The following is a 13,577-nucleotide window of genomic DNA, read 5'->3' on the forward strand; positions in this document are numbered from 1 at the left end:
CCTCTTCCCACTCTAAAAGCAGAGTACTCCCTTTATAGGATCTAGTCGCGATCGCTCTAAGTGTCAAGATTATCTCGATCGGTTCGGACTCGGAAGTTAGCACAGAAGTTTTTGCGCGTCAAAACTCAAATAGGTGGCTAAAATTGCTCAAATTCCTGGTTTATTGCTTTCTGCGCTTCTAATTGAAGTAAATTTTCTCGTAATTGTCTCCAATCTACGCGATCGCTTCTTATATCTTCTAGCATCTGTCCCTGCTGCAAGTACAAAACCCGATAAGCAAACTTTTGAGCCAATTCTAGTTGATGATTGACCATCACAATGGCGGTTTGAGCGGTATCGGCTAATTCAATTAATGCTTCGATCAGATTATTGGCACTCCCCGCATCTAAAGCCGAAGTCGGTTCGTCGAGTAATAAGATTTTGGGCTGCATGACCAAAGCACGGGCAATAGCAACCAATTGTCGCTGTCCTACTGAAAGTTGCAATTCATTGCGTTCTAACCAATTTTCGGGAATATGCAATCTCGTTCGCCAAATTTCGATCCGCTGTTGGATTTCCGACTTGGGTAACTTCTGTAAAACTAAAGGATAAGCTAAAGCTTCCCAAACTTTCATTCCCAATAACTTTGACTCCTGGAGAACGAGAGCGACTTGCTGACGAAGTTGTATTGCTGGAATCTGGTTAATGGGTCGATTGTCTAGATAGATGGAACCATGGGTTGGTTCTTGCAATCGATTGAGCAGGCGCAAAAGCGAGGTTTTTCCCGCACCGGAGGCACCAATGATGGCTATGCGATCGCCTTTTGATACGGTAAAAGAAATATTGTGCAACAAGTAGCGAGAACCCATTGAAGCAGCGAGACTGACTTGTTTTAGTTCAAGAATTGTCATTAGTCATTGGTCATAGTAGTTAATGGTTAGTGGTTAGTAGTTGGTCTTCTTCCTCTTCTTCCTTGTCTCCCTTGTCCCCTGTTTGCTCCGTCCTCCGTCCTTAAAAAGTTCCCCCTCTCTCCTGTCTTTAGATTTACTCTGGTTTTCCAAAGGTAGAAAGATCGCGACCCGGTACGTTTTCCATTGCCGCTAAAACTGCTCTCGAAGCGGCAAGAATATCTCTTTCCTCTCCGCCTAAATAAAGCCGTCCAAAACTGCCAATCGCACTAACCTGTAAGATGTTAATTAAAGCGGCTTTTTCTGCTTCGTTCGCTGCTAGCGCTGCGTAAGCGGCGGGTTGAACTTCTAGTACGTATAAGGTTTGTCCTGCTAAAAGCATTTGTCCGCGTCGGTTGCGGTTAATGAGTTGTGCTTGATAGGCATCAATATTGCGAATGATTTGATTGGAGACCACCTGCGGTTTCATACAATCCTGCTGGCGAACCCCTAATGCCTGTAAGATAGACTTTCCTGCGGCTCGCGTTTCGCCTTGACTGCTAGAATGAATTTCCAGTAGTCCGTAAAGTCTTTCTACAAATAACACTCCAGGACGAACGACAGCCGATTTGAGAGCAATATCGGTAATGCGATTGATTTCAATTCCTGGCGACACTTCAATCCACAAGGAGGTATCTCCTGGCAATGGCAAAAATCCTACTGCTACAGTTCCAATGTAGGCGGCGTGTTGGGGTTGCAAGCTGTCTAGATAAACGTAACTGCGAAGTTCTACGCCCAATGTCTAACTCTCCATCTCTCCAAAAAAAATTTCGTCCAAAACTTGCGCCGGTACACGAATAATAATCGACCCATAATCGATGGCTTTTGTCAATGCGATCGCGAATCTAACCGAACGCTGACTCTGCCAGATGCGTGTTGGCGCGAACGCAATCCACCGCAGCTAGATTTTATGGTTTCTCTGAATTCCCTATAACTATCTTAGGAATGAGTAAGCGATCGCTTTGAGAGATTAATACCTCGCCAATCCCTAGAAATTGTCCGCCTCCATCATTAACTCGGACTGGATTGTGAATTGTCAGTTGCCAATCGTCAATTGAAATTTTTTGTCCCTGACACCAACGCTGAGCCTCGCTTGTTGATAAGATAATTTCTGGAAGATGTCGGAGCGCGATCGCGGGTGGAATAAGCGAAAAAGTTCCCTCTTGCAATTGCATTTCTATTTTTTCTAGAGTTAAACTGTCAGAAAGTTTCATGCCGCAACTTTCGGTACGAATTAAAGCGGCTAAAGTGCCGCCAACGTTGAGAGCTGTTCCCAAATCGCGAGCGATCGCGCGAATATAAGTCCCCGCACCGCAAGCGATCGCAACTTCCAATTCGGGAAATTCTCCTGGATACCAGCCCAAAACCTCTATTTTATCTACTTCAACCGTTCGCACGGGAACTTCCACGTTTTCTCCCTTTCTAGCTAATTCGTACAGTCGTTTTCCTTCGCGTTGAATGGCGCTAAAGGCTGGAGGAATCTGCTCGATTTTGCCGATAAATTGTGACAAAAGCGGTTGAATTTGGTCTAAAGTAATATGAGATGCAGGTTGAGTCTCAATGACTTCCCCTTCTAAATCGTCAGTATTCGTCCGCATTCCTAGCCGAATTCTGGCTTGATAAGCTTTCTTCTCCGGTAAAAATGACAATAGCCGAGTGGCTTTTCCGACGGCGATGGGTAAAACTCCAGTCGCAGCCGGATCGAGGGTTCCTCCGTGTCCTACTTTTTTTTGCTTGAAAAGTCGTCGTACTTTAGCAACGCAATCGTGTGAGGTCAATCGGGCAGGTTTATTTAAATTAATAAAACCTAACACAATAGAATTAAAAAATATGTGGTTTTTATCTCACGCAGGGTCGCGGAGTCGCAGAGTTTTTTCTTGAGGTCGATTAGCAGTGCTCGCATAAAGTCCGAATGCGCGGTCGCTTTTACTTGCTTGAAGGGCGAGGAAACTTAGCAGCAGAGGGAAAATACAGAACGGGTTCGTTTTTGAGCGCCTGAATCATAAAGTCGCGCCAAATGGGAGCAGCATAATGACCCCCGGTAATTCCCTTACCTAGAGTGCGGTTAGTATCATCTCCAATCCAAACCGCTGTAGACAACTGAGGGACGTAACCCACAAACCAAACATTTCGCTCCGAGTCAGTCGTTCCTGTTTTCCCAGCCGCCGGACGACCGATAGCGGCAGATCTGGCAGTACCGCTAGCAATTACCCCTTGCAGGACAGAAGTAAGGGAAGCAGTTGCCCAAGGATCTAAAACCAACTTAGGTTTAGGAGTATTATCTAGCATGACATTACCTTGACTGTCCGTCACGCGAACGATAACCGTCGGATCGGAATGCCAGCCGTTACTTGCAAAAGTAGCATAAGCTCCTGCCATTTCTAGGGGCGTTACGTCAACCGAACCCAACGGTAAGGAGGGAACCGCTAGTAGAGGACTTTTAAATCCCAGACGACGGCAGACTTCAACCACTTTATCTACACCTACTCTTTGACCGAGAATCACGGCTGGTATGTTGGTCGATTGAGTCAATGCCGTCCGAAGACTCATCGAACCGGAATACTTTCCTCCATAGTTTTTCGGTCTATAGAAAATGCTACCATCTCGGATACTAATTGGAGCATCGTTGACTACAGAATCGGGAGTATATCTGCCACTAGCGAAAGCCGTATAATAAATGAATGGCTTGAAAGCCGATCCGGGCTGACGGCGAGATTGGATAGCGCGATTTAACTGGCTTTTGCTGTAATCAACGCCGCCTACTAACGCTTTAACAAAATGAGTTCGAGGATCGACTGCAACTAAAGCAATTTGCAAGTTTTTAGCAGCTAGACCGCGACCTCGAAGAGTGCGATAGGCTCGCTGTACGGTTGCTTCTGCCTTTTTCTGCATATCGTAGTCAATCGTTGTCTGGACGCGCATGCCGCCTTTAAGAACAGTTTCGGGTCCAAAGCGTCGATTTAACTCTTGGATTACGGCATCGGTGACAAAAGGAAGTTTGCTTCCCTGCCATGCGGTTCGCTTGCCAATCGCCAGCTTTTGGTTGAGTGCTGCTTTTTCTTGTTCGGCAGTAATCCAGCCTAAATCTCGCATCCGAGCCAACACTAGCGCTTGGCGCTCTTTGGCCGCCTTGTAGTTTCTGAGAGGACTATAGACTTCCGGCGCTTGAATGAGTCCTGCCATCATCGCCGATTCTGCCAACGTCAACTGAGAAGCTGGTTTATTAAAATAGCTCTCAGCAGCCGTTTGAGCGCCATAATTATTGTGACCCCAATAGATGTTATTGAGGTACATCTCTAGGATGCGATCTTTGCTAAAAATTTGCTCGACGCGAATAGCTAAAACCGCTTCAGCCAGCTTGCGGCTATAGGTTCGTTCGTGCGAGAGGAAAATATTTTTTACTAACTGCATGGTAAGGGTAGATGCTCCCTCTTCGACGCCACCGCTCTTAAAGTTAACTAGTAAAGCGCGACCGATGCTGGTCGGGTTAATGCCATAGTGATGGTAAAAGTGGCTGTCTTCGATCGCCAGTACGGCGCGTTTGAGGTCGGGAGAAACCTGGTTTAATCTGACGAGGCGACGGTGGGCTTCTCCATGGAGACTGCTCAGAAGTTTTCCTTTTACATCATAGATGTAAGATGTTTCTGTTGGCGCATAGGTTCGCAGTAGCCTGACATCTGGAAGGTTGCGAAAACTAATGGCTAAACCGACCATTGCTCCAGCCACCACGACACTTGCTAACATGGTGGCGCCGAGAATGGTTGCCCCTGCTGCCCGTGCTACGTTTGATTTAACGAGAAAACTGAGAGGAAGCGATCGCTTCCGTTCTTCTTTTTGCCCAATAGTGCTAGACGACACGGTGTTTGTACTTCCTCACTCCAAAAAATACTGATTCTGTTATCAATGTATTAACTATAAAAAACAACACTCCTTAAATTGGTTGGTTAGAAATCGATATAGTAAATCACATAAATTTTTATAGGACTTACGATCCGAAATGATTTCTTATATTATTACCTCATTTTTGGTTGCTGTTGACAATTCTCTCTCGAAGACGGCAAGGCTACCATTTATAATAGTTTGACGGTAAGGATTCGAGCTAGCTCCTTCAAGCCCATTCAATTTAAATTTCTAGACGAACGATTCCCCATGGCTGTTTCAAATCTACCTCAAAACCTTGATTGGCTTTATCGAGGGATAAGCGAAATTTTTCCCGATCGCTCGGATTCTGACGATCCCAATGAAAATCTGGCGCTTTTATTAGCTAAAATCAATCGTCCTTTACGAGTCAAACTAGGAATCGATCCGACTGGAAGTGAGATTCATTTGGGGCACAGCATTCCCTTTCGCAAGCTGCGAGCGTTTCAGGATGCAGGGCATACGGCTGTCGTCATCATCGGCGATTTTACCGCTCAAATTGGCGATCCGACCGGAAAATCGGAAGTCCGCCGCCAGCTCACCTTAGAGCAAGTTAGGGAAAATGCCAAAGATTATTTAGATCAGTTGCGTCCCGTTTTAGATTTTGCTACGCCGGGGCGTTTGGAAATTCGCTATAACTCCGAGTGGTTGAGCAAGCTGGATCTTAAGCAAATTCAAGAATTGCTAGCTACTATGACAGTCGGCCAAATGTTGGCAAAGGAGGGATTTGCCGAACGTTTTGAGCAGGAAAATCCCATTTACTTGCACGAGTTTCTCTATCCTTTAATGCAAGGATACGATTCGGTGATGGTCGATGCAGATATTGAGTTAGGAGGCACCGATCAGAAGTTTAATATTGCAGTCGGACGAGACTTGCAGCGGCATTTTGGCAAAAAACCCCAATTTGGTATATTGTTGCCGATTTTGCTGGGGACGGATGGCGTGCAGAAAATGTCCAAGTCTCTCAATAATTATGTGGGACTGAGAGAAGATGCGCTCTCGATGTATTCAAAGTTAGAAAAAACACCCGACGATCTTGTGAAAGACTATTTTGAGCTGCTAACTAATCTGCCTTTAGATAGACTGCCAGAAAATCCGCGCGATCGCCAAAAATTATTGGCGTTAGAGATTGTGTCTCAGTTCCACGGATGGGAAGCTGCGATCGCGGCACAAAAAACCGCAGAAGAGATCGTGATGAAGAAAAGCACTGCATCAGCCCAATCCGTACCAGAATATTCTCTGGCCGGGGTTAAGTTTCCTGCAAAATTATTTTATCTGCTCGGTGCTAGCGGGTTGTGTTCTAGCAGTTCGGAAGGCAGAAAACAAATTCAGGGAGGCGCAGTAAGACTCGATGGCGATCGCGTTAGCGATGTCGATCTTACTTTCGATAGTCCCGAACAACTGAACGGAAAGGTTTTGCAAGTTGGCAAGAAGAAGTTTATTCGTTTAGTTAAATAAAAATTAGATTTGGCGCGGACGAGCGATCAAGAAAACATAACTCGCTAGAATTTCCCGCGCCAATCTTTTGAAATGAAACTTTTAGCTAATGGATAAAAGTTAATTGCTGCTCCCAAGCTAACTAATGTTAACGAACTTCTGTTCCCTGATTGGGATCGCCTTCTTTTTTGGGATTTCTCGAACCAGTTGACTCTGGTTCTGCGCCAGAACTGACACCTACAGCGATATCTCCCTGTTGAATCATAATGATTTCCTTTCTATTAATGTTCTTGCCAAACTGCGCTTTAAGGTTTGATTCAAATGTTGCACTCGACTTTTATTACTAGGAGTCAGAGTTTCGATTGAAAGCTGAAAAAATTAAATTTAATCAACCTAGACAAAATTACCTAACAGTTTTCTAAGCACAGCTAATTTTATTTGAGCTATCTAAAAAATAATCTATTTTTCTTACCTATTGAATCTCACTTAGGTTGTATATTCTCGATCTTAAGTTCTCTCAAAACTTTTAAAAAGTAACTATAGTTAACTTCTTTTCGGGATAACTTCTCATTTTTTCTCTAACAGGTTGTCCCAAAAGTAGAGAATGTCGAAGATCCTCCGCCAATATGTTGATCGTCGCGATCGCGAAGCGAAACATCTTCTAACAATTTCCTCTTCTCTGGCTACAGATGAAGAGAGGGAAGTGTGAAAACCAATCCTCCCACACTCTCGTTTTCCCCTCTCCAAGGGATTTGTAGCAGGCATTTTTGAAAACGTCGTAACCCGATCGATCGCGATGTCTAGTATCTCAACTGTATCCTCAGTCGAAACATTGATTCTGGGCGGTGCGCCAAAAGCTTCAATAAATGCAAATTAGATTTATGTTAAATTTTAGATTAGCTTAACCCTAGGCAATTTGATGTCTATTAAAAAAATTAATGGCAAAGATTTTAGTCATAGAAGGCGACGAGCGCATTCGAGCGATCCTGCTAGAAATATTGAAGGCAGAAGGATTTGAAGCGATCGCAACAGGAAAAGGACACTGCGGCATCAGTCTAGCCACAGAGAAGGTTCCCGACCTAATTCTGTGCGATCTATCAAGGTCTGAAGTCGATGGGTATAAAGTTTTAGCTTCAGTGCGACAAAACCCGAAAACAGCAGCAGTGCCCGTTATTTTTCTCACGTCTAAAACTGCTAAAGACGATTTTCACCAGGGAATGAAACCCGTCGCAGATGACTATCTCACCAAACCCTTTACCCGAAAAGAACTGCTGGCAGCTATCAAAACCCAACTGCAAAAACGCCGAACCAAACAACAAGATTACCGCAGCCAACTCAACCATCTCATCTATCATGACAGTCTAACTGGGCTGCCCAATCGATTGTCGCTGCGGGAGCAGTTTCATCAAGCCTTGAGCCAAACCTCTATCGAAACCGAGAACGAACAATTGCTCCCCATCCTTTGTTTGTGTCTGGATCGACTCACGAAAATCAAGGCAACTCTAGGATATCGCGTTGGCAATTTACTTTTAAAAACTACTGCCGATCGCTTAAGATGCTGTATTGGCGAACGAGACAAAATTGCCTATTTAAGCTACAATAGATTTGCCATCATACTAGCAACCGCCACAACCAAACAAAAGGTTGTAGAGACTGCCAAACAGATCCTTGCTTGCCTGAGCCAACTGACTAGCGTAGACGAGCGAGAACTTTTTGTAACCGTTAGTATTGGCATTACCTTTTATCCCAACAGTGGCACTGAGCTTGAAGATTTACTCGGGCAAGCTTACATAGCCATGCACTGTGCCAAAAAACAGGGGGGAAATCAGTATCAATTTTATGCGAGCAACAGCAAAGACGAAGCCTACGAACGTATAGCTCTGGAAGTCGCACTGCGACGAGCCTTAGAGCGAGAAGAGTTTCAACTTCACTACCAACCCAAGGTTAGTCTCCTGACAGGCAAGCTAGTTGGGGCAGAAGCCTTGATGCGCTGGCATCGTCCAAAAGTAGGTGCAATTCCTCCTAGCACCTTTATTCCTATTGCCGAAGAAACAGGTTTAATCGTACCCATCGGAGAATGGGTGTTAAGAACTGCTTGTCGTCAGGTACGAGTTTGGAACGAACGGCTTTTAGAGCCAATCGTCGTATCGGTAAATTTGTCTGGTCGTCAATTCATGCAGTCCGATTTTTCTGAAAACGTCGAGCAGATTTTGTGGGAAACCAGACTAGAGGGGAAATACCTAGAATTAGAGCTAACCGAAAGCATTCTAGTGCACAATCTCCAAGAAGCCAGCCAGAATTTACACGCGATCGAGATGCTGGGGGTAAAAATAGCCATTGATGATTTTGGAACGGGCTATTCTTCTCTGAGTTATCTGCGGCAATTTCCCTTCGGTACTTTAAAAATCGATCGCTCCTTTATCCGCAATTTGACTGAAGATGCGACCAACGCCGCAATAGTCAAAGCGATCGTGCAAATGGCTCGCTCTCTCAATCTCAAAGTTGTTGCCGAAGGAGTAGAAAGCGAGGCAGAATTAACTTTCTTATACCAATATGGTTGCGATGAAATTCAAGGTTATTTATACAGTCATCCCTTAAAGGCATCTGAATTTGAAACATTCCTCGCAAGCGGAAAACAGCTCTGCCTGGCTAAATTCAAGCAAAACGCAGCGATGAACTGATGAACTAGGTAAGCGCTATTCTAATCTGTCAAGATTGCGATCGCTGCCTAATTTATCTCTCGATCTAACTGCAACTCTTTCTCCGTCAAAGAATCTGTTTTCAAAGACACTTTAGAAAGTTTCTTGCGAACGATTGAGGGAAGAACGATGGGCCAAACAGCCGTAGCGACTACGATCGTTATCCAAGAGCCAATGTGGGTTTTTGGAGTAGTATTGTCTTTAATAAAAGCATGTAGTAAAATTACAAATACTAAAAAAGCACCAGCCATGTAGAGCTTCATATTGGTTTGGTTATTGCCTAATTTATCTGTTGATGACTCTATCAAACCATCAAAATCTCTTAAAAATCCAAGGGATAAGTACGGAATTCTGATAGGTCTTATTTGTTGAAGAATTTCTCTTTGCGTAGATACACTTAAATTTTAGCGTTTATCTTCTCAAAATAGCTTTTTTGTGCATTTGCAGGGCGTTTTGAACAAAGCTTAGCCGACTGGGCTAATAGACTGCATTGCTTCTCAGATCTGTTTTTCTAATACTGCTAGGTCTACTTCTAGGGTTGGTGGCGCGTCCGATCGCCCATCATAATGAAAATGCGTCATATTCCTAAAAGCCGATTGTTAACTCTACAATTGCTCGTGTTTGCAAATATTCCCAGCGATCGCGAAATTTTTTGCGATTTATCTTCACCACCCAATAAAGGCAGTAAAAATCGATCTGGAATCGCTTTATTATAGAAATCTTTTTATTTGAAGAGATTTCAGCAAGCGTTGCCGACTTTATAGATTTTAAATGAGTTTTTGGAAGCGATCGAATGCTAGGAAAGAAATTTTGATAGAATGCTATCTGGCATTAGTATTTGTCGTCCGTTACTCGTTAATTGGGAAAACCGCTCCATGATTCACGATATTTTCATGCCTGCCCTCAGCTCCACCATGACCGAAGGAAAGATCGTCTCTTGGCTCAAATCTCCAGGCGATAAAATTGAAAAAGGCGAAACGGTATTAGTGGTCGAGTCGGACAAAGCTGACATGGACGTTGAATCGTTCAATGAAGGCTATTTAGCTGCTATCCTAGTCGAAGCCGGACAAGAAGCGGCTGTCGGCGAACCTATTGCTCTAATTGCAGAAACCGAAGCAGAAATCGAGCAAGCCAAGCAGCAAGCAGCTTCTCGCTTAGGTGCTCCAGCCCCCACACCTGCTGCCGCACCAACAACACCCAAACCAGCTTTTGTAGAAAGTGAGGCGCCCGTCGCTGCCGTTCCAACTAACCGCAGCAATGGACGCACCGTTGTTTCTCCTAGAGCGAAAAAGCTGGCAAAAGAATTGGGAGTTGACCTAAAAACCCTACAGGGTAGCGGTCCCCATGGCAGAATCGTCGCTGAAGATGTGGAAAGAGCCGCTGGAAAGACCCCATCTCTGACAATTGCACCAACGCCAGCCGTTCAACCGACAACCCCCTCCGTTACACCCCAGCCTCAAGTAGCCATTCCCGTTGGCGAAACCGTACCATTGACCACTCTACAAAAGGCAGTGGCACAAAATATGGTTGCCAGCTTGCAGGCTCCCACGTTCCACATAGGCTACACCGTTACGACCGACGGGTTGGATAAACTGTATCAACAGATAAAATCTAAAGGCGTGACGATGACGGCATTGTTGGCAAAAGCGGTTGCCGTTACTTTGCAGAAACATCGCATTGTCAACGCTAGCTATACCGAACAGGGAATTCAGTATCACGCAGCCATTAATGTTGCCGTAGCAGTGGCAATGCCCGATGGCGGACTCATTACCCCCGTCTTGCAAAACGCCGACCAACTGGATATTTACACCCTCTCTCGAACCTGGAAAGATTTGGTAGACCGAGCCAGAGCCAAACAACTCCAGCCAGAAGAGTACAATAGCGGTACGATCACTATTTCTAATTTAGGGATGTTTGGAGTCGATCGCTTTGATGCGATTCTTCCTCCCGGACAAGGGGCAATTCTGGCAATTGGAGCTTCTCGTCCCCAGGTTGTCGCAACCTCGGATGGCATGTTTGGCGTTAAAAATCAGATGAGCCTCAATATCACCTGCGATCATCGCGTTATCTACGGCGCACAAGCAGCTGCTTTCATGCAAGACTTGGCGAAGTTAATTGAAGGCAATCCTCAATCCCTCACACTTTAATGTTCTAGCTATATTGGTGGGAAACCCCGCTCCCTAACAAGGCAAAGCCGACGCAGCCGCTGCGCTTTGGTCGCGGCGGCTGCGTCAGGTGATGGCTAAAAAGCCCTATTATTAAAGAATTGTGTATGCTTCCACTTGGTGAAAACCGCTGTAAGTAAAAAATAGTATTTAACTCCATTACAATTTGGAAACTCCTTTACCTTTCGATTGAAAGAAACGAATAAAATCTTGACGGTCAGTGAGATGGGGAAGCTTCATTTGACCCGAATTCCATTCACCCGCTTTGGTTTTTGTGAGGATATAGCGGTCAAATTCTTCCGCAGGTAGATGAATAATTTGTAGAGGTTTCTGGGTTGCTCCAGTACCTATCGTGCCACAATCACCGCTAGCATGTATTAAGAAAGCTTCGCCTTCTAATATTTTTAAAGCCCGATAACCAACGCGATAAATAAAACAATTTGTAATAGCAGATGACGAACTAAACCAATTTTTGATAAAATCTTGATTGTAAGGAAATAATTTGGGCGCTCCAGTCGTTCCTGAAGTTTGAATCCAGCAGATCGGTGGCTCTGGATGAAAGATATTAATTCCACCAGCAACAGTGCGATCGATATACGGTTTTAAATTGCTGTAGTGCTGAATCGGAGTTTGCTCTTGAAATTGTTCGATACTTTTGATAGAGGCATAACCCCTTTCTTTTCCAATGGCGGTATCTTTAAATTTATTCAACAAAGACAGAAGAAACTCTTCCTGAAGCTGAAAAATATTGTTGTAGTCTTTCAGCCAAGCTTCCATTTCAGTTTTAATTTTCTCCTACATGAAAGCCACCTTACGCGATCGCGCAATTCACTTTTTGCTCAAATATTTCACAAGAGTCTTGAATTTAAAATATCGAAAAGAAGTGCTTGCCCACATCGGATAAATGTCATATTTAAATCATTACATTTGTCACGCTCGCTCAGGGAACAAGATGCGAACAAAGATTGTATTAACCGATTTGTAAACCTTCAATTATAGTTATTCGCTTAGAGAATTACAAAAACTTTTCTCGCCATTTAGCGGGATAACTGATTTGACGTGATTCCAAAAGCTCTAGGCTTATTGCTTGTCCAATTATTTTTAGATTCTCAACACTTTGATAATTATCAAAATTTTCTTGGAATTAGCTTGCCTTAGTTCTTTGAAAAAATCTAAACAGTCTTCTTTTTTACATTGGGTTGCTGTTTTAACTACACTCTTTCCTCTTTTCTTTTTCCTCTCACTTGAGGCTTTAACTTTTCTATCCCTCCTTCATTCCATAAATCTATCCAGTTATAAATTGTTTTATGGCTAACGGATCGATGTCCCGCTACTTCGGTGATTTTCTATGAGGAATAAACTAATTTTATGGCTAACAGCCTCGTTTTTAAGATTATTTGTTTACAGTTTTTATAGAGCTTATCTATCTGTTCTAAGCTGGAATTACCTCGGAGTGACTTAGACATAGCGATCGCGGACTTTTATCAAGATTTTAAAGTACTTGAATATTGTAATCTATTTAGTTAGCGAATAACTATATCTATACGTCATATAGGAGCATTTTTGGGTAAATATCGAGATAACATCTAATGAGAAGGCAAAGATTGCTGCTCGACGTAGTCTTTCAATTGCTCGATCGTCATGCCATTACAAGAGGCAATATAGTAAGTACCGTGCCAAAATGCGTCCTTACAAAAGCTGTCTATACAGGCTTTGAATTCTTTGCGGATTAGCCGACTGGAAACTGTCTTGAGATTGTTTACCAACTTGCTTAATTGTACCTCTGGCGGAAAGTCGATGAGCAGATAAACATGACTCTCATCTCCATAAAAATCTTCCAGCTTGCATCGCCACTTTTGACAAGTTGCTGTCATAATTTCGCGAAGGCGTGCCAGCATTTCCGAATCGATAACCTTGCAGTGGTCTTTCGTTACTAGCACTAAATGAAACTTAAGAGAGTAAATGTTTCTATAGCCTTTATTTGGCTGCATAGCGCTAATTTTTTGCTAGGGATATAATATAAGTAAGTATGATACTCATCTACGGAATTAATATTCCCAGTCGTGTAGAGAATCATATAAGTGAGGAAAGAGCTTCATCACTAGGTCGTGTGATGAGCGCTCTTCTCTGTAATTTGGTAGTGTAAAACCAAGTAGCTAAAGGCTTTTAAGCGCCTGCTGACCATCCCAATCCCGGACGAGTTTCAAGAGCATTTTCTCAAGTCCAAAAAGCCGTGACGGTCGAGCGCAGCAATTTGCTAGGAAGAACGAAGGCTCTTACCAAACTCACTCAAACTCAGTTATGAATTTGAGATAGCTCTGGGTATTGGAACTTTATTGCCTTGCTTTCTTGAATTAGCAACCATTATACAGGAAATATATATGCGCGTAAGCTAGTAGGATTCTAGTAGCTTGCAGACATTGTAGGCGATC

11 protein-coding genes are annotated in these 13,577 nt (G+C 43.7%); 3 read left to right on the plus strand and 8 right to left on the minus strand.

Features of this window, described 5'->3' with window-relative positions:
- Nucleotides 1-137: 137 nt before the first annotated feature.
- The 4 genes from PLE7327_RS14885 to PLE7327_RS14900 form a co-directional block, all read right to left on the minus strand.
- Nucleotides 138-890, minus strand: a complete 753-nt coding sequence (locus PLE7327_RS14885) for an ATP-binding cassette domain-containing protein (protein ID WP_015144635.1) — start codon at nucleotides 888-890, stop codon at nucleotides 138-140.
- Between the two features lie 133 nt (nucleotides 891-1,023).
- Nucleotides 1,024-1,665, minus strand: a complete 642-nt coding sequence (locus tag PLE7327_RS14890; RefSeq protein WP_015144636.1) for a bacterial microcompartment protein — start codon at nucleotides 1,663-1,665, stop codon at nucleotides 1,024-1,026.
- 169 nt (nucleotides 1,666-1,834) lie between these two features.
- Nucleotides 1,835-2,740 carry a tRNA pseudouridine(55) synthase TruB gene (gene truB, locus PLE7327_RS14895; RefSeq protein WP_015144637.1) on the minus strand — a complete coding sequence of 302 codons (906 nt, stop codon included), beginning with the start codon at nucleotides 2,738-2,740 and terminating at the stop codon, nucleotides 1,835-1,837.
- 112 nt (nucleotides 2,741-2,852) lie between these two features.
- Nucleotides 2,853-4,784 (minus strand): transglycosylase domain-containing protein, encoded by a 1,932-nt coding sequence (locus PLE7327_RS14900; RefSeq protein ID WP_015144638.1) that lies wholly within the window; start codon nucleotides 4,782-4,784, stop codon nucleotides 2,853-2,855.
- A gap of 291 nt (nucleotides 4,785-5,075) precedes the next feature.
- Here PLE7327_RS14900 and tyrS point away from each other — a divergent pair, with 291 nt between their 5' ends.
- Entirely contained in the window at nucleotides 5,076-6,302 is a 1,227-nt protein-coding gene (gene tyrS / locus PLE7327_RS14905) for a tyrosine--tRNA ligase (protein ID WP_015144639.1), read from the plus strand.
- A gap of 917 nt (nucleotides 6,303-7,219) precedes the next feature.
- On the plus strand, nucleotides 7,220-8,962 hold the full coding sequence (locus PLE7327_RS14910; RefSeq protein WP_015144641.1) for an EAL domain-containing response regulator: 1,743 nt from the start codon (nucleotides 7,220-7,222) through the stop codon (nucleotides 8,960-8,962).
- A gap of 47 nt (nucleotides 8,963-9,009) precedes the next feature.
- Here the strand turns inward: PLE7327_RS14910 and PLE7327_RS14915 are convergent, their stop codons facing one another.
- A complete protein-coding gene (locus tag PLE7327_RS14915; RefSeq protein ID WP_186005327.1) occupies nucleotides 9,010-9,288 on the minus strand; it encodes a hypothetical protein in 279 nt (92 codons plus the stop codon).
- A gap of 567 nt (nucleotides 9,289-9,855) precedes the next feature.
- Between PLE7327_RS14915 and PLE7327_RS14920 the strand changes: the two genes are divergently transcribed.
- Nucleotides 9,856-11,127, plus strand: coding sequence for a dihydrolipoamide acetyltransferase family protein (locus tag PLE7327_RS14920; RefSeq protein WP_041393368.1), 1,272 nt, complete (start codon nucleotides 9,856-9,858; stop codon nucleotides 11,125-11,127).
- A 177-nt stretch (nucleotides 11,128-11,304) separates the two neighbouring features.
- Here the strand turns inward: PLE7327_RS14920 and PLE7327_RS14925 are convergent, their stop codons facing one another.
- The 3 genes from PLE7327_RS14925 to tnpA form a co-directional block, all read right to left on the minus strand.
- Nucleotides 11,305-11,922: a GH3 auxin-responsive promoter family protein gene (locus tag PLE7327_RS14925; protein ID WP_015144644.1), complete on the minus strand. Its 618-nt coding sequence runs from the start codon at nucleotides 11,920-11,922 to the stop codon at nucleotides 11,305-11,307.
- A 434-nt stretch (nucleotides 11,923-12,356) separates the two neighbouring features.
- Nucleotides 12,357-12,488 carry a helix-turn-helix domain-containing protein gene (locus PLE7327_RS26650; protein ID WP_071880650.1) on the minus strand — a complete coding sequence of 44 codons (132 nt, stop codon included), beginning with the start codon at nucleotides 12,486-12,488 and terminating at the stop codon, nucleotides 12,357-12,359.
- A gap of 243 nt (nucleotides 12,489-12,731) precedes the next feature.
- Entirely contained in the window at nucleotides 12,732-13,136 is a 405-nt protein-coding gene (gene tnpA / locus PLE7327_RS14930) for an IS200/IS605 family transposase (RefSeq protein ID WP_015144645.1), read from the minus strand.
- Nucleotides 13,137-13,577: the final 441 nt, after the last annotated feature.

Origin of the sequence: Pleurocapsa sp. PCC 7327, assembly GCF_000317025.1 — a bacterium.
Lineage (GTDB): Bacteria > Cyanobacteriota > Cyanobacteriia > Cyanobacteriales > Microcystaceae > Hydrococcus.

Bases quoted from the DNA above. Each gene is read 5' to 3' on its own strand.
- PLE7327_RS14885 (WP_015144635.1), bottom strand. From the start codon at position 890: ATGACAATTCTTGAACTAAAACAAGTCAGTCTCGCTGCTTCAATGGGT.
- tyrS (WP_015144639.1), top strand. From the start codon at position 5,076: ATGGCTGTTTCAAATCTACCTCAAAACCTTGATTGGCTTTATCGAGGG.
- PLE7327_RS14910 (WP_015144641.1), top strand. From the start codon at position 7,220: ATGGCAAAGATTTTAGTCATAGAAGGCGACGAGCGCATTCGAGCGATC.
- PLE7327_RS14920 (WP_041393368.1), top strand. From the start codon at position 9,856: ATGATTCACGATATTTTCATGCCTGCCCTCAGCTCCACCATGACCGAA.
- PLE7327_RS14925 (WP_015144644.1), bottom strand. From the start codon at position 11,922: ATGGAAGCTTGGCTGAAAGACTACAACAATATTTTTCAGCTTCAGGAA.
- tnpA (WP_015144645.1), bottom strand. From the start codon at position 13,136: ATGCAGCCAAATAAAGGCTATAGAAACATTTACTCTCTTAAGTTTCAT.